This is a genomic window from Sphingopyxis sp., assembly GCF_035998965.1.
Classification (GTDB): domain Bacteria; phylum Pseudomonadota; class Alphaproteobacteria; order Sphingomonadales; family Sphingomonadaceae; genus Sphingopyxis.
Genome location: NZ_DASYHE010000040.1, coordinates 23,519 through 39,947, shown reverse-complemented (window position 1 = coordinate 39,947; position 16,429 = coordinate 23,519). Strand labels below are relative to the sequence as shown.

Sequence of the window (16,429 nt, the reverse complement as noted above, 5' to 3'; positions counted from 1 at the left end):
ATGGCCCCGTCGCTTGTTGCGACAGGCTGCCCAATCCCCTCTCCCTTGGAATAATTTATCGTTGACCGATTGGGGTAACCGGTGTCAGGAAGATAGAGGGATTGGAACGACCGTGTCAATACCCCAATGAAATGGAGAGACGGGATGCCCAAAAGACCTTGGCTGGCCGCGCTTTTGCTGGCTTTTGCGATGCCCGCGAGTCCGGCATGGGCCGCCGACGCCGAGCCGCTGGCGTTTCCCGGCGCGGTCGGTCCCGCCGCGCAAACCGTCGGCGGACGCGGCGGCCAGATCCTGCGCGTCACGACGCTCGCGCCCGATGGTCCGGGCTCGCTGAAGGCGGCGATCGAAACCCCGGGGCCGCGCATCATCGTGTTCGAAGTTGGCGGCGTCATCGACATGGGGCGCACGACGATCAGCGTCACCCATCCGTTCCTGACGATCGCCGGGCAAACCGCGCCCGGACCGGGGATCACGCTGATCCGAACCGGCATCGACGTGAAGACGCACGACGTCGTGATCCGCCACCTGCGCATCTATACTGGGGTCGACGGCCAGCCGAAACGCAGCGGGTGGGAAGCCGACACCTTCTCGACCGTGGCCGCGCACAATGTCATCGTCGATCATTGCACGTTGATGTGGGGGATCGACGAAAATATGTCGGCGTCCGGCCCGCGTTTCACCGGCAAGACCGTCGAAGAATGGCGCGCCGGGACCAGCCGCAACATCACCTTTTCGAACAATCTCGCCGCCGAGGGTCTCGCCAATGCGAGCCATCCCAAGGGCGAACATAGCAAGGGATCGCTGATCCACGACAATGCCACCGGGATCGTTTTTTACCGCAACGTCTGGGCGCATAATGTCGAGCGCAACCCGCTGATCAAGGGCGGCGCGCAGGCGCTGATGGTCAACAACCTGATCTATAACCCGCAGCATCGCGCGGTGCATTACAACCTGATGAACCTAGAGTGGGTCGGCCGGCCCTATGTGACCGGCGAAATCACCGCGGTCGGCAATGTGATGCGCGGCGGCAACGATACCGACCCCGGCCTGCCCTTCCTGATGCTCGGCGGCGACGGCGATCTCGCCTATTATGGCAAGGACAATCTGCTGGTCGACCGCCACGGCCAGCCGCTGCCCGAATTCGGCCGCTATGGCGAGACGCGCGCGCAGCTGACCCGCGCCAAGGCACCGCTTGCGCCGCTGACGGGGTACAAGATTCTGCCGGTGCGCGATGTCGAAACATCGGTGCTCGCGAGCGCGGGGGCGCGGCCGTGGGCACGCGATGCCGAAGAGATCCGGGTGCTGTTCTTTGTCGCCGAAGGGCGCGGCGAGGTGATCGACGACGAGAAAGAAGTGAGCGCCTATCCCAAGGTTGCCCCGCCGGTGCGCGCGCCCTTTGTTGCGGCCGACTGGGATCTGGCGACAATGGAACCGCGGTCGGGGCTCTACCCCGGCCAGACGGCGCCGATGCCGCAGGAAATATTGTCGCCGCGCGACCGCACTTCGCGGACGGGGCAATGACGATGTGGCTCGCCGCCTTGCTCCTCGCCGGGGCCGACGCCCCCACGATGATCGTGATCGACGAGGCCGAGACGATGCGCGAGGAAGCGCCGCCGCACGGCGCGATCGGCCTGTCCACCGCATACCGGATCAGCGACAGCATCCCCGCGCCACGCAGCTTTGAATTCCGCAAGCGGGCGCTGCATGTCGGCGCCGCGATAGGCGTCCACCCAATCGATCATGATGAAATCTATTATGTCTTGTCGGGCACCGGCGTTGTCCATTCGGACGGCACGGAAAAGGAGCTGAAGTCCGGCATGGCGGCGTGGCTCTATAGCGGGGCAAAAGTGGGCATCCGCCAGATCGGTACCGAACCGCTGGTGCTGATCATCGCCTATCCGAACAAGACGGCCAAATAGGATGGCACTGGGTCGCCGCGCGCTGCTGACCGCCAGCCTCGCGCTGCCGTTCGCGAGCGCGGCAGCGCAGGCGGCGTGGACGAGACCCGCCGGTGTGGTGCCCAATGCGAGCATCGCACTCTGGCCCGACGACCATATCAAGCCGCCGTCCGGGCTCGTCGAACAGGTCGTCCAGCGCGGCGACGATCCGAACGCCAGCGACCGGATGCTGCAAGGCATCACCCGCCCGCGGCTCGACATCTTCCGCCCCGCCAAGCCCAACGGTGCGGCGGTGATCCTCGCGCCCGGCGGCGGCTATCGTTATGTTGTGATCGACAAGGAGGGCTATGAGTTGGCGCGCTGGCTGCGCGACCGCGGGGTCACCGTTTATGTGCTTTTTTACCGCCTGCCCGGTGATGGCTGGACGAACGGGGCCGACGTCCCGCTCGCCGATGCGCAGCGCGCGGTGCGGCTGGTGCGCAGACGGGCGAAGATCGACAGGATTGATCCGGCGCGCGTCGTCTTCGGCGGCTTTTCCGCGGGCGGACAGGTCGCGGCGAGCCTGCTCACGCGGTTCGATGCCCGCGTTTACGCGCCGATCGACGCTGCCGATGCCTTATCGGCGCGCCCCGACGCGCTGGCCGCTATCTATCCCGTCGTATCGATGGACCCGGCAATAGCGCACGCGGTCAGCCGCGAGAAACTGATCGGCGCCAATCCCGGCGTCACGCGCGAACAGCTCCATTCGCCCGAACGCAATGTCCGCGCCGATCAACCGCCGCTGTGGCTGCTCCATGCCGAGGATGATGATGTCGTCAAGATCGCCAACAGCGTCCGCCTACGCAATGCCGCGCGGCGAATCGGCGCGCCGTGCGAAGCGCATTTCTTCGAGCGCGGCGGCCATGGCTTCGGGCTGATGAAAACCGCGGGGCTGCCGGTTGCGATCTGGCCCGAGTTGCTGTGGAACTGGCTGGCGTTCCACAAGATCATTTGAACCACCGTCATTGCGAGCGAAGCAATCGAGAGCGGTTTACGCTACTCTGGATTGCCGCGTCGCCTTCGGCTCCTCGCAATGACGGATGCTCAGGAACCCGGCTGAATATACGGCACGCGCGCGAACAGTTCGCGCTCCCAGCAGCGCGGGTCATTTTCAACTCGGCTGTTTGTATCGAACACCATCGTCTGCCGCCGTTTCAGGTCATAAGCGGGCCAGCCCGGATCGCCGGTGCGCGCGAAGCGGACGAACGCGTCCATCACCCGGTCGCTCATTGCCTGCTGCGCGACGGTCGGGTTGGGGATGGTGCCAAAGCTGAGCCCGATATCATCGGTGTGCTTCGCATCCTCGAAATCGAGCTGATAGACGAAAGCCGGAACGCCTGCCCGTGCGCGCGCCTCGGCCTCCTCGACCTGCCCGCGCCAGCTGCGCGCCGCGGTGACGATGCGGTGGAACAGGTCGAGCGGCGCTGCCTTGGGATAGCGCGCGCGAAATTCGCCGACGACCCATTCGGGATGCGCGTCGATCCGCATTTCGGACGCGATGCGGGCGGCGAGATTGTCGAAGCTCAGCCCCGCGAGTTGCTTGCCATCAGGGCGTAGAAGGCGCGCGTTTCGAGCACCGTATTGCCGAGCAGCATCGGGATGCCGAGCGACTGCGGCGCAGCATCGGGCCAGAAGGGGTGGCGCAGTAAGTGCTTCATGTCGAGCACCGGTCCCACATAGACGCCGCCGCCAAGGATCGGATCGGTCGCCGCTAGCGCCGCGACGATCTGTTCGACCGGCGCGATCGCAGGATCGACGCCCATGCCAAGCGCGCCCAGGAAAGCCTTGGCGCGTTTCGTCGCGTTAAGCGGCCCCGAGGCGGTGATTTGCTGCCCGCTCATCGTGATCGCCTTGTGGAACAGCCCTTTGGCGGCGGGCATCGCCATCAAGGTCGCGATCTTCGCGCCGCCGCCCGACTGGCCGAACACGGTCACATTGGCGGGATCGCCGCCGAACGCCGCGATATTGCGCTGCACCCATTGCAGCGCCGCGATCAGGTCGAGCTGCCCGGCATTGCCGCTGTCGGGAAAGCGCGGATTGAGCCGCGCGAGATAGAGATAGCCGAGCGCGTTCAGGCGGTGGTTGACCGTCACCACCACGACATCGCCGCGCGCCGCCAGCGCCGCGCCATCGTTGACCGGATCGGTGACGCTGCCGCTCGAATAGGCGCCGCCGTGGAAATAGACCATCACCGGCCGCTTCTCGGAGCGCCTGATCGCGGGCGTCCAGACATTGAGGAATAGGCAATCCTCGGATTGCGGCGCGTAACGCTCGCCAGCTTGCGGGGCGGCCGGACCGAAGTCACCAGCAACGATCTGCTCGGCCCGGCGCACGGCAACCGGAGCGCGAAAGCGCTGGGCGCGGGCATAGCGGATTCCGGGATAGCAATAGGACTTGGGCTGCGAATTATGCCAGCTTCGACTGCGATATTCGCCGTCAGGCGCCTTGAGCAGCTGGGTGGCGACATAGTCCTCTTGCGCCGCGATCACCGGTCGCGCAGCCGATACGGCCAGCGCGATCCCACCCGCCAAGACGGCGCGGCGGCCAAGGTCTTCAGCGCCGGACATCGAGCCCACCGCCGTGAAAGGCGTCGATATCGGCCTGCCCGAACCGACTCGCATCGCCGGGCAGCGAATGTTTGAGCGCGGTCAGCGCAAGCCCCGATTCGGCCATTGCTTTCGCGTCTCCCCCCGCGCGATGCGCGTGGAGCACCCCGGCGGCAAAGGCGTCGCCGGCGCCGATGCGATCGACGATGCCGGTGACGTCGATCTCGTCGGTCTGATGACCGCCGCTGCGCAGATCGACGCGCGCCGCGATGCGGTGGTGGTCGGCGGTGACGGTGTGGCGCGCGGTCGAGGCGATCAGCTTGAGGTCGGGGAAAGCGGCAAAGCCCGCCTCGGCGGCCTCGCGCCGCCGGTCCTCGCCCTCGCCACTGAATTTCTTGCCCAGCACCAGCGACAGGTCGCGGTGGTTGCCGAACAGGATGTCGGTCAGGCCAATCAGTTCCGACAGTATCGTGCGCGGGTCGCTGTCCCAAGCCTCCCACAGCATCGTGCGATAATTGCCGTCGAAGCTCATCGGCACACCCAGCCGTTTCGCGGCGCGCGCCGCTGCGAGCGCCGCTTCGGCCGAACGCGGCCCGAGTGCGGGGGTGATCCCCGACAGGTGGAGCAGCCCGGCACCGGCGAGCAGCGCGTCCCAGTCATAATCCTCCGCGCCGGTCGCCGCGAAGCTCGACCCGGCCCGGTCGTAGACGATCTCTGACGAGCGCAGTCCCGCGCCGACGCTGAGGAAATAGAGCCCCATGCGGCCGGGGCCGTTCGTGACGGCAGCACAGTCGACGCCTGCGCCGCGCACCGCGGCAAGGGCTCCGCGACCCAGTGCATTGTCCGCAATTTTGCTGACCATCGCGCAATCATTGCCGAGATGCGCGAGCCCGATCGCGACATTCGCCTCGGCGCCGCCGACGTGGAGCGTCAGTGACGGCGATTGCATCAGCAGCTCCTTGCCCGGCGCGGTCAGGCGGATCAGCAGTTCGCCGAAAAATACCAGCTTGCCTTGCGCCATCCCTACTCCCGTTCGCCCTGAGCTTGTCGAAGGGCTGCTTTTTCTTATGGCCTCGAAAGGTAGAACAGTGCTTCGACAGGCTCAGCACGAACGGCTTTGAGGTTGATTTACCGCGCCAGCCAGCCGCCGTCGACGGCGAGGATATGGCCCTGGACATAGTCCGACGCACGCGATGCCAGAAATACCGCAGCACCGCCGAGGTCGCCGGGGTTGCCCCAGCGCCCTGCCGGGATCCGCTCCATGATCTGACGGTTGCGCACCTCGTCGCCTTGCAGCGCGGCGGTGTTGTTCGTCGCGATATAGCCGGGCGCGATCGCGTTGACCTGTATGCCCTTCGCCGCCCATTCATTGGCGAGCAGCTTGGTCAGCCCGCCAACCCCCGATTTCGACGCGGTATAGCTCGGCACGCGAATGCCGCCCTGAAAGGTCAGCATCGAGGCGATGTTGATGATCTTGCCGCTACCACGCGCGATCATTTGGCGGCCCACGCTCTGGCAGAGGAAGAACAAGGTCTTGAGATTGGTGTCCATCACCGCATCCCAATCGGCTTCGGTGAAATCGACCGCGTCGGCGCGGCGGATGATCCCGGCGTTGTTCACCAAGATGTCAATGCGCCCGAATTCGGCGAGCACCGCATCGACGAGCGGCTGTACCGCGCCGACGCTCGACAGGTCGGCAGCGAAATTCTCGCCCTTGCGGCTAAGGGCGCGCACCTTGCCGACCGTCTTGTCCGCCGCCGAACGCCCCGCCGCAGCAATGTCGGCGCCTGCTTCGGCGAGCGCGAGCGCGATTCCCTGCCCGATGCCGGTATTGGCGCCGGTGACGAGCGCAACCTGGCCCGAAAGATCGAACAGCCCGGCCATGTCAGGCGAGCGCCCGCTCCGCCGAAAGGCTCTTCAGATAGGCACTGATCGCATCGTCCTGCGAACTGGCATAGAAATACTCAGCGAACTTCTCGCCCGCGATCGCCGCGCGCAGCAAATCCTGATCGACTGCCTTCAGCACCGTCAGCATGTCGTGGCATGACGCGGCTTTGAGATCTTTGAGGATGCCGCGGTTCGTGCGCATGATTTCGGCGCGTTCCTTCGGATAGCCGAGCCCGCGTTCGCCATCGAACAGCTTGCGATAGACATCCTGCAGGTTGAGCTCCGCAGCCCAGCCGAAGCCCTTTGCATAGGGCATCGAAATCGCGTTGCCGTCATTGATCTGGCCGAACAGAAAGGCGTCGGTCGGATCGATCACCAGACCGCAAAACACGCCCGGCATCGCGTTGCACGCGAGCATCGAGCCCATGCCGGTGCCGCAACCGGTGACCACAAAATCGGCGGCTTTCGAGTTGAGGAGGATGCCCGCAAGCAGGCCGTTCATGATATAGGTCAGCGAAGCCGTGTCGTCCGCCGAATACATACCGTAATTGAACACCTCATGCCCGAGCGGCTCGGCGACCGTGGTCAGCGCGTCGTGGATGATAGCGTTCTTGGCGGCCTGGCTGTTTTCGGTGATCAGCGCGATCTTCATGATGCGGTTCCTTTGCTGGATTTTCACCAAGCTAGACATTTCGGTAACCGGTGTCAATATCGATGCCAATGAGATTGCGAGGCTGACCTAGACACCGGTATCCGTTTTCGGCAGATGGCGGTTTGTCGCGGTTGATTTCGCCACGCCGAGCGCCCATCACACCGGGCGAATGGCGGGACAGCAGCCCGAACCCGCAGAGGATTGGACGCAAATGGCGGCACAGAAAAAGGGCGTGGGCGGCAAGCAGCCGACGATCAACGATGTCGCCGCACTGGCCGGGGTGTCCAAAAAAACGGTCAGCCGGGTCATCAACCGTTCCGAATTCCTGACCGAAAAGACACGCAAAGCGGTCGAGCAGGCGATCGAGACGCTGGGGTTCGTTCCCAACCCGCAGGCCCGCGCGCTGGCATTCCGGCGCAACTTTCTGATCGCGCTGCTCCACGACAACCCCAATGCCCAGACGGTGCTGAATTTCCAGCAGGGCGTGCTCGACGCGATCAAGGACAGCGATCTGGCGCTGCTCGTCCGCCCGGTTGATCGCGGGTCGGAGCGGATGCTCGACGACGTCCGCACGTTCCTCGAAAAGCAGCGACCGATCGGCGCGCTGCTGTTGCCACCGATTTCGGAGAATGACGAGCTGGCGGCGCTCTGCGAAGACTTGGGGGTGCGCTATGTGCGCGTCGGTTCGGCGCCGCTCGACGATGCCAAGCATTGCGTGTCGTCGAACGACCGCGAAGTCGTTGCCGAGGCGGTGCGCGCGCTGATCGCACTCGGCCATCGCCGCATCGGTTTTGTACGCGGCCCGCAGGGCTTTCGCTCGGCCGCCGAACGCGAGAAGGGCTTTATGGAAGCGCTGGCCGAGGCGGGGCTCGACCTTCCCGATGCGTATAATGCGTCGGGAAACTACCGCTATGCCGCCGGGATCGAGGCGGGCGAGGCCTTGTTGTCGCTGCCCGAGCCGCCGACCGCAATCTTCTGTTCGAACGACGAAATGGCCGCCGGGGTGATGAGCGTCGCGCATGCCAAACGCATCGAGGTCCCAGGCGCGCTGTCGATCATCGGCTTCGACGACAGCCCGACCGCGACGCATATCTGGCCCGCTCTCAGCACGGTGCGCTGGCCGATCCGCGAGATGGGGGTGCGCGCCGCCAAGACGCTCGTGCCAGACTTTTTGCCGCTTGCCGACAAGGTCGACGAGAGCGACAGGGGGGTGCTGAATTCAACCTTCATCCAGCGACAATCGGTCGCCGCGCCCCAACAGAGCGATATCGCGCGCAGCCGTCAGGGATTACCAGGTTCGGTTGCTGAACCATAAATTTTGCATGTGTTTGCCCATTTCAATGCAAGCGCAGATCAGTTGTTTCCACGGGGCCGAACGGCAGCTTTCAGGTGCGAGCCGAGCATAGCCTTAACGGCCGACATCGGGCGCGAAGCGACCGTGGATCGCCCGCAGACATAACCTCCGCTTTCGGATTCTAGTCAGCGCCGGTCGCGATGGCCGACTTCAGTCGCTTCTGGAACGAAGGACCTTGATCCCGCCCGTTTTATTTTAAGTTGGGATACGCATCTGCCAATCAAACTAAGGAGCGCTTTTCCTGAAAAGGTCCTCGACTATTCCGGGGCCGGTTCGAAAGAGATCAGCCGAATTCGAAAAACGATCGGCGTATTTGGCGGAATTGGGCCTGCGCCTTTTGCACCGTAGGCGAGCTCGGCCGGGATCCAAACTTCCCATTCATCGCCGGGTCGCATCATTCGCAGGATCGCCTGCCAGCCAAGAATGACTGACCGCCCCTTGAGCGTGGCTGGCTCGCCGCGCGCGAAAGAGGAATCGAAAATTTCGCCGGATGGCAGGCGGCCCTCGTAATGCACCGTCACCATCCCGGAAAGCTTTGGATGCTCGCCATCTGCGGGACCGGAGGTCAGTATGCGATATTGCAGCCCCGGCAGGACGACCACGCCGTCCTTGCGCGCATTCTCCGCCAGAAAAGCTGCTCCGTCCCCTGGTTTGGCTGCCTTAGTGGGTGGCGCGACAAGCCCCGCCGATAGCGCGGCAGCAAGAGCCGCGAACACTGTCCATGTCCTAGAACGCGACCGCATCAAGGCCCATCTCCATTCGTCCGGCGCAGTTCGAGCCTCTGCATGGAGCGAGTGTGAAGCTGTGTCACCCCATCGCCTGGCGGCACGTCCTTTGCCGTCACAATATCCTCGGTCATCACGCCCCCGACGACCCGCGTCGAGACGACGAGAAGCAGGTCGCGATATTTGAAGGCGCTGACCAGCGTATCGCCAAAGAGGGTCGCCGGCAACCGGACGTCGACCCCCTCCGGAACGGTCCCTTCATCAATGTAGAGACTGGCTGCTCCTGTGCCGCGGCACAGCTTATAGTCCTTCACACCCTTTTCGACGCCTGCCTCGCGATAGGCGGTACGGAACGGCGTGCAGCTGTTATCAACCGTTGGCCAGTGCCCGATGTCACGAACGATCCGAACATCGGGCGCATCGGGTCGTCCGGGATAGTTGACGAGGCGTCCCTCCCAGCGACCACTCCAATCGGGCGGCGGGGAGGCGTCCCCGGCGGCGGCGGCGGCGAGCGCGAGAATGAGCGATCCGATCACAGGTCGATCCGGAAGCCGGCGTAAAAGAACCTACCGACGCTATCGAACTGCGCCCCGCCGAACCCGGCTCCATAGATGCTGAACGGGGGTTTCTTGTCCGCAACATTATCAACACCGAGATAGAAGCTCCGCCCTTCGCCAAAGTCGATCGCCATGCGGAGGTCATGATAGTCGTACGAGCCGGTTTTCACGAGGTCCGCCGACCGCCGATTCGGATTGAGCGCCGGCGCCCCATTCACGCTTTCGAAAAAGGCGACATCGTCATTCTTGTAGTAGACGCTCGATAGATAGCGCATGCGATGCGTCAGCTCGACCGGCCCCCAGTTGAGCATTGTCGCCCAAGTTGCCTGGAATCTCGGCGCGCTCGGCGTTTCGACGATCTGCGTCCGGAAATCGGGCAACGCCGGGGAGCGATAATCATCGCGCTTGAGCACATAGCTTGCCAGCCCCTGAAATGCGACGCGGGCATCGCCAAGCGGAACGGAATAGGAAAGGTCGGCATCGATGCCCGACGCAGTGAGCCGGGTGAGATTGATCGGAAACTGAGTCACCCGCACAATGTTGAATCCGGCATCGCGAACGACCAGGGGGCAGAAGGGATTGTCGAGCGTCGGGGCATCGACGCACTGCGACGGTATCCGAAACGGGCTGATCGTCGTGCTGTTTACCCCGGCGATCGCACCTTTGAGCTCGATATTGAAATAATCGACCGAAAGCCGAAGGCGCGGGATGAACCGCGGCTGAAACACGGCGCCGAAACTGTAGGTCGTCCCGCGCTCGACGTCGAGATTGGGGTTGCCGCTCGTCACTGTACCGATTGTGATCGGGATCGTCGGCGACTGAAAACTGGTCGGTATGCCAAGCGCAGCGCAATTGGCGCGGCGTGATGGAGTTCCCTGGGCAATGAAGCGGGCATCGCACGGATCGGTGATCTGGGTGGTTCCCGTGAGCGTTGGCTGGAAAAGTTCAGCAACATTGGGGGCGCGAACGGCGCGCTGGTACGAACCGCGCAGCGTCAGATCATCGATCGGCTGGTAGAGCGCGCTGACACCCCAGGATTCCGTCGTGCCGACGCGATCGAGATTATAGTCACTGATGCGCCCCGACAGGCCAAGCTCAAGCCGCCGGGCGCCAGCGACATCCGCAAGCAGCGGAAGTTTAAGCTCGCCATAAGCTTCAGACACCTCGACCGCGCCGGCAACGCCCGCGCCGCCCGACTGCGTTCGCCCCATCGTATCGCGGGGATCGGGCGTGTAGCGTGTCGATTCGCGGCGAAACTCAACGCCCGCAACAAACGCCACAGGACCGCCCGGCAGGCTCAGAAAGCCGCCGCTGTCGCCCGCAAGAAAGCCGCCCGCCAGATGCTGCTGAAGCAGCCCCCGCGACGTGGTCTGGATTGTGAGATAGTCGCGCGCTGCCTCGCTGACCGAACCGTCGCCGAAAAAATTGGCTGGCACGCATGTCGCTATATCTGGGTCGCTGCTGGCGGGGGCGGCGAGGCGCGATCGGCAGACGATGGCGCCGGCGGTGCCGAGTACCCCTGCCGTATCGACGACCGCATCGGCGGCGAGCAGCGTTCGCGGAACAATGACATTGTTGAAAAATTCGGTTTCGATTTCGGTTCGGCCGTAGCTGTAAGAAAGTTCATAGCGCAGCCGATCCGAAAGATCGCCCTTGAGGCCCACGACGCCGCGGTAGGTTTCGCGTGTGTTGCGCTCGCCGAACACACCGACATCGGTCAGGGCGCGGACAGCGACAAAATTGGGCGTCGCTGCGGTCGGACCATAGGCATTGAGCACGCCCAGGGCCTGCGGCGACAGATAGGGATTGCTCTTCGAAAACACAAACTGCTGGGTGAGCGGGCCGCTGAACGCCGAAGAACGCTGCCAGATCACATCCGCCTGACCGAAGAGAGTCGCGCTATCGCTGAGGTCGAAATGGGCGAGCAAGGTCCCAGAAACCCGCTCATTGTCGGGCAACAGCGAACCGGCCTCGATCGGTCCGTAGCCGTCACCGCCGTCGCTGATGCCAAGATTGGGATAGGATATTCGGCCGGTATTCGCCGGAGCAAGGCTACCGTCCGATTGGAAGCGATAGAAGGGAGGCCCATAGGGAAGCGTACCGCCGTTCGAATAAGACAGGAAACGGATGTCATCGATCGGAATGGTCAATGGTTGGCCAGGCTGCGCCGCGAGCGGGTTCTGGATGAAGTCGGACTGGCCGCGCGCAAAATCGCGGTCGGGGTACCGGAGAGCATCCCGGCGCGCATATTCGGCGGAGATCGCGACGTTACCACGATCCCCCGCAAAGTTGCGGCCAGCCACGATACCGACGGTCTGCGCCCCGGCATCGCCGCGATCCGATATGCCAGCCTGACCGTGCAGCGACAGGCCTTCATAATCCTGCTTGAGGACAAAGTTCACAACCCCCGCGATCGCGTCCGCGCCATAGACGCTGGACGCCCCTCCGGTCAGAATATCGACCCGGTCGATAAGCTCGGCCGGGATCGTGTTCGTATCGGGCTGCGATATCTGCTGCGTGCTCGACACAAGGCGTCGACCATTCTGCAGCACCAAGGTGCGCGAGGGACCGAGCCCGCGCAGATCAAGCAGGTTGATCCCCACCTGTCCCGGCGCCTGAGTGCCGAGCGCCGTCGACGCGGCCTGTGTACCGGAAGTGCGAAATTGCGGAAGGAGGCTGAGTTGATCGCCGATCGAGATGCTGCCGCTGCGCGTCAGAGCCGAATCGCCGCGCAGCTGCGCCACCGGGGCAGCCGTTACGGGACCCGCCGACTGGAGGCGCGAGCCCGTCACCACAATCTCGGCATCGGACGGCGCGGATTCGGCCGCCAGCGCAGTGGGCGCGGTGCTGGCTGTCCGCGCGCGGCGCAGAACGATGACGCGACCGTCGTCGGATGCAATTTCAAGACCGCTGCCACGCAAAAGTTCGGCAAGCGCGTCGCGCACATCGCGCACGCCGCTGATCGCTGGGGTCCGGAACGCGCGCAACGCATCGACCGGCGCGACGATCTGCACGCCGGCCTGCCTACCAAACTCAGGAATCGCAGTCGCCGCTGGCTGCGGCGCAAGGTTGAAGCTGCGCTGCTGCGCCAGCACGGGCGTTGCAGCGACAAGGCCAAGCAGCGCGACGCCGGTGCATAATGCGGTGCGATAAGGATTCATATGTCCCCCCTGTTAAGATGGCGCCCCCCCCCGGCGCCTTCATAAACGTCGATGCGCGAACACCGATTTTCCGCCATCGGCTATTCGACGAAGATTCCTTCGTCGGTTTCGCGCACGCGCGCGCCGATCGAAAGCGCCGCCGCCCGTGCGAATCCGCGCGGGTCATTGGCAGCAAACCAGCCCGACAGCGTGTGCTCCGCCAGACGCGGGTCTTCGACGATGATCCTGGGCCCGCCGTAACGCGCGAACTCGCGGACCGCGTCGTCTAGGCGGTCGCCATCGAGCGCGATCATGCCCGACCGCCACGCAAGCTCGCGATCGACTTCCTCGCTCGCGAGCGTGTTGACGACCGCCGCGGAGGACGGCGCGACGTGCATCTCCATGTTAGCGGTGAGCAGGCGGAGCAGGCGTCCCGACCGCGAGCGCACTTCCACCTTGCCTTCCCGAACCGTCACGATCGCCCCGCCCCGCCCGTCGTGCGCGACGCTAAAGCTGGTTCCGACCGCGATCGCGTCAACCGGGCCCGCCTTGACGACAAAGGGACGATCACGATCTTTCGCGACATCAAACAAGGCCTCACCAGCGAGCAATTCGACGTCGCGCCGCGAGCGCGCGAAGCGCACCTCGAACCGGCTGGCGGTGTCGAGAGTCGCGCGTGATCCATCGCCGAGCGCGACCGTGCGAACCTCGCCCCGCGCCGTCGCAACCGTCTCTGCCCGCGGCAGCAGGAAATAGGTGAACATAAGCGCCGCACAGGCGGCGCCTGCCGCGCCGATCCAGCGGCGACGGGAGGAGGTGCGAACGATTTTCTCTGCCTCCGACGTGTCGACATCGGGCCGCCGCAAAGCACGCGCGCGGTCGGCGAAAGCCATCACAGCCTGCGCACGCGCGAAGGCCCCCTGACGACGCGCATCGCCGGCGAGCCAGCTGCTTAGCCGTTCAGCGTCCTCTGCGGATAGCGGGCCCCGATCGAGCCGCGCTACCCAGCGGACAGCTTCGGATTCAATCGCCGAGCTGGTCTCGCGGTCCTGCATAACGTCCTTTCATATTGTTCTTTTGCGTCGATGCTTTGGCGGGTCTTTTTCCGCCACGTCCAAGAAGGTCGGAGACGATCGTTATTGCCTTGCCGATCTGCTTTTCCACCGTGTTTTCAGAGATTCCGAGGGCGGCCGCGGTCTCGCGCTGCGACAGGCCATCGACTTTGCGAAGACGGAAGACCTCGGCGCAGCGCGGCGGAAGTTTCGCGATCGCTGCGGCGAGTTCGCGCAGTTCCATTCGGGCCCCCGCAACGTCTTCAGGCGTGGGTTCGTCCCCCGCTATCTCCAGCGCCGCGAGATCTGCGACGCTGTGGATCGAGACGATGCGCGACCGCCGCAGCTGCTGCAGGATGATCGATCGCGCCACCTCGAAAAGATAGGCGCGCGGCGTGTGAATGTGCGCGACGCTCGCGAGGTTGGCGACCACCGCATAGCTTTCCTGAACGATATCATCGACATCGATATGGTCGGCGGACTGTGCCGCCAGCCAGCGGCGCAGCACAGGCTCGTGAGGGAGCACGTTCTGCGATATCCAGATCGCCCGTTCGGCACTGCCGATAAAGGTCATGGCAACAGCAGCGAACGGAGGGCGGGATCGGGATCGGGATCGATCCGGCAGACATCATCGAAAATCATTGCCGACGGCGCCGCAGGGGAAAATGGCCGCCAGACCGGCAGGTCTCTGCCAACAGGGCTTCCGGTGCGTGCAAAGCGCGCCCAGGTGCCAGCCATCACGCGCGCCAGGCGGCGCGGTCGCTCGCCGCCGCCTGTCGCTTGGTCGCAAAGGTCGGTATTGGCAAAGATGAAGGGCACCTCCGCCCCATGATAGGCGCGGGGCCTGCCTTCGAGAAGGGGCGTTCGCCAGTCGAAGATATAGGTCCAGCTCGGTGCGTGGCGGGCCGCTGCGCGGAGCCGCGCGATGTGCAACGCCCCCATGCGAAAATGGCGCCCCGACAGAATGGCGGCGACCTCGACGGGAGACGCGCCCGGATTGTCGCTGCGCGCTGCTGTAACGGCCAGCCCAGCCCGCTCACCAAGGTCACGCGCAACGCTTGTCGTCAGCGCGTCCCAAGTCATGGCCTCCGCTTCCGGAGCATCGACGCTCCGCGGGAATTCATGGCGCGTGGTTCCGACCAGCAGCGGAATGTCACGCGAGATTTCCGATGGAACCGTGCCGAACGGCTGGTCGGGCAGGCTTGGTACGCCTGCGACCGGCTGCCAGTACCAGGCGGGCGGATGAAGATCCAGCGGACGCGCCGCGATGCGCTGGATCTGTGCCGACGCCTTCCCGGCTGCGTCGAGAAGCCGCGACACCGGCAAGGCCCGTAGCGCCGCCAGGTCCGGCGTCTTGCCGATGTCCAGTGCCTCGATCCACGCATCGGCGAGGGCCCGCCCACTGGCCCGTTCGTGCACAAAGGGCCGTGCGCCACTCTGGATGATCGCCTTATGAAACAATCCGCGCGCAGCCGGCATCCCAAGGAGGACGCTGATCTTGAAACCACCACCTGACTGACCAAACAGAGTCACGTTGCCAGGGTCGCCGCCAAAGGCGGCGATATGTTCGCGCACCCAGCGCAGAGCGGCGACAATGTCGAGCATTCCGACGTTGCCGGCGTCTGGATCGCCACCCGCGAGCCCGGACACATCGGCAAACCCAAGCACCCCGGTGCGGTGATTGAGGCTGACGACCACAACATCTTGCTCGCGCGCAAGATTTTCGCCGTTGGTCGCCAGAAAATGCTGGCTCGACCCGCCACCGAACCCCTGCGCGTGCAGCCAGACCATGACCGGACGCGCTGGGGCGTCTGCCTCGGGCGCCCAGACATTGACGCGCAGGCAGTCCTCGCTCGCCAGCGTGATCGGCCCGCGCTGCAACAGGAAGGGCCATTCGCTCGTGCTTTCGTCGGCTTGACGCTCCTCGCTCGGGCAGGTGGGGCCATAATTATAGGCCCGCCGCACCCCGATCCAGGGTGCAAGCGGCGGCGGCGAGCCGAAACGATGCGCCGCAGTCAGCGTAGCGGAATAAGGCAGGCCGAGGAATATGCGCACGCCGCCACGCTCGAAGCCGGCAACCGACCCGCTTGCCGTCTCACAGCGGACCCCGGTGTTAACCCGCACGCCTTCGGGGCCCTGTTTTTGCCGCGGCGCGGCTGCCGCGCCGTCGGCCAGAATGGCACCTAAAGCCGCGGCGCCAAGCAGCTCGCGTCTCGCAATCGTCATACCCGTCCCCTTTTGCCCACGATGTAACGATGCGCGAAGAGCAATTTTCCGCCATTTGTTTGACGCGTGTGCCTGCAGAGGCGCAACATTGGTCAACCCGTCCGGTGGAGCTTACGTTGCGCGGCAATGCGGCAGTACGGCAGTGCGACCACTAATCCGACCGAGATACCGGCACTTGGGAAGCACAAATATAGTAGGAAGAGGTCAGGTGCAGCACGTCATTTGATGTCGGTTCCCGCACATGCGAAAATCTGCACGCCATGATAAAACGTAATGGCGTTTTCGTCCCAGACTGGTTGGCTGCAGAGTGTCGGCTGTTGGCGCTTGGTAAGCGGAAAGCGGTCAAACCGCTA

The 16,429-nt window shown here is 64.4% G+C and carries 13 protein-coding genes and 2 pseudogenes; 4 read left to right on the top strand and 11 right to left on the bottom strand.

Annotated features, from left to right (window positions below):
• The first annotated feature begins 144 nt into the window (after positions 1–144).
• The 3 genes from VGN68_RS06350 to VGN68_RS06340 are packed head-to-tail and all read left to right on the top strand — an operon-like array spanning position 145 to position 2,892.
• Positions 145–1,521 (top strand): pectate lyase family protein, encoded by a 1,377-nt coding sequence (locus VGN68_RS06350; protein ID WP_414713020.1) that lies wholly within the window; start codon positions 145–147, stop codon positions 1,519–1,521.
• Complete coding sequence (locus VGN68_RS06345; protein WP_327474925.1) at positions 1,518–1,919, top strand: cupin domain-containing protein; 402 nt, start codon at positions 1,518–1,520, stop codon at positions 1,917–1,919. The genes VGN68_RS06350 and VGN68_RS06345 overlap by 4 nt, the downstream gene beginning before the upstream one ends.
• Position 1,920: 1 nt before the next feature.
• Positions 1,921–2,892 (top strand): alpha/beta hydrolase, encoded by a 972-nt coding sequence (locus VGN68_RS06340; RefSeq protein WP_327474923.1) that lies wholly within the window; start codon positions 1,921–1,923, stop codon positions 2,890–2,892.
• Positions 2,893–2,981: 89 nt separating this feature from the next.
• Here the strand turns inward: VGN68_RS06340 and VGN68_RS06335 are convergent.
• From VGN68_RS06335 to VGN68_RS06320, 4 genes and pseudogenes are all read right to left on the bottom strand, one after another.
• Positions 2,982–4,504 (bottom strand): annotated as a pseudogene (locus VGN68_RS06335) (carboxylesterase/lipase family protein).
• Positions 4,491–5,504, bottom strand: coding sequence for a sugar kinase (locus VGN68_RS06330; protein WP_327474921.1), 1,014 nt, complete (start codon positions 5,502–5,504; stop codon positions 4,491–4,493). Before VGN68_RS06330 ends, VGN68_RS06335 begins: the two are co-directional and overlap by 14 nt.
• Positions 5,505–5,611: 107 nt before the next feature.
• Entirely contained in the window at positions 5,612–6,367 is a 756-nt protein-coding gene (gene kduD / locus VGN68_RS06325) for a 2-dehydro-3-deoxy-D-gluconate 5-dehydrogenase KduD (protein ID WP_327474919.1), read from the bottom strand.
• Position 6,368: 1 nt separating this feature from the next.
• The gene (locus VGN68_RS06320; protein ID WP_327474917.1) at positions 6,369–7,022 is read right to left on the bottom strand and encodes an RpiB/LacA/LacB family sugar-phosphate isomerase; all 654 of its coding nucleotides are present in this window, start codon (positions 7,020–7,022) and stop codon (positions 6,369–6,371) included.
• A 211-nt stretch (positions 7,023–7,233) separates the two neighbouring features.
• Between VGN68_RS06320 and VGN68_RS06315 the strand changes: the two genes are divergently transcribed.
• Positions 7,234–8,337, top strand: a complete 1,104-nt coding sequence (locus tag VGN68_RS06315) for a LacI family DNA-binding transcriptional regulator (protein WP_327474915.1) — start codon at positions 7,234–7,236, stop codon at positions 8,335–8,337.
• 296 nt (positions 8,338–8,633) lie between these two features.
• On the opposite strand, the gene VGN68_RS06310 is transcribed toward VGN68_RS06315, so the two are convergent.
• The 7 genes and pseudogenes from VGN68_RS06310 to VGN68_RS06285 all read right to left on the bottom strand — a co-directional run bounded on the left by VGN68_RS06310 (position 8,634) and on the right by VGN68_RS06285 (position 16,076).
• Positions 8,634–9,092, bottom strand: coding sequence for an FKBP-type peptidyl-prolyl cis-trans isomerase (locus VGN68_RS06310; protein ID WP_327474913.1), 459 nt, complete (start codon positions 9,090–9,092; stop codon positions 8,634–8,636).
• Between the two features lie 26 nt (positions 9,093–9,118).
• Positions 9,119–9,637, bottom strand: coding sequence for a hypothetical protein (locus VGN68_RS06305; RefSeq protein ID WP_327474911.1), 519 nt, complete (start codon positions 9,635–9,637; stop codon positions 9,119–9,121).
• Positions 9,634–12,819: a TonB-dependent receptor domain-containing protein gene (locus VGN68_RS06300; protein ID WP_327474909.1), complete on the bottom strand. Its 3,186-nt coding sequence runs from the start codon at positions 12,817–12,819 to the stop codon at positions 9,634–9,636. Before VGN68_RS06300 ends, VGN68_RS06305 begins: the two co-directional genes overlap by 4 nt.
• An 80-nt stretch (positions 12,820–12,899) precedes the next feature.
• On the bottom strand, positions 12,900–13,691 hold the full coding sequence (locus tag VGN68_RS06295) for a FecR family protein (protein ID WP_327474907.1): 792 nt from the start codon (positions 13,689–13,691) through the stop codon (positions 12,900–12,902).
• Between the two features lie 12 nt (positions 13,692–13,703).
• Positions 13,704–13,853: pseudogene (locus VGN68_RS20530) on the bottom strand (FecR/PupR family sigma factor regulator); the annotation flags it as partial.
• Positions 13,822–14,424, bottom strand: a complete 603-nt coding sequence (locus tag VGN68_RS06290) for a sigma-70 family RNA polymerase sigma factor (protein ID WP_327474905.1) — start codon at positions 14,422–14,424, stop codon at positions 13,822–13,824. The gene VGN68_RS06290 and the pseudogene VGN68_RS20530, both read right to left, overlap by 32 nt.
• Positions 14,421–16,076 (bottom strand): carboxylesterase/lipase family protein, encoded by a 1,656-nt coding sequence (locus tag VGN68_RS06285; protein ID WP_327474904.1) that lies wholly within the window; start codon positions 16,074–16,076, stop codon positions 14,421–14,423. Before VGN68_RS06285 ends, VGN68_RS06290 begins: the two co-directional genes overlap by 4 nt.
• Positions 16,077–16,429 lie beyond the last annotated feature (353 nt).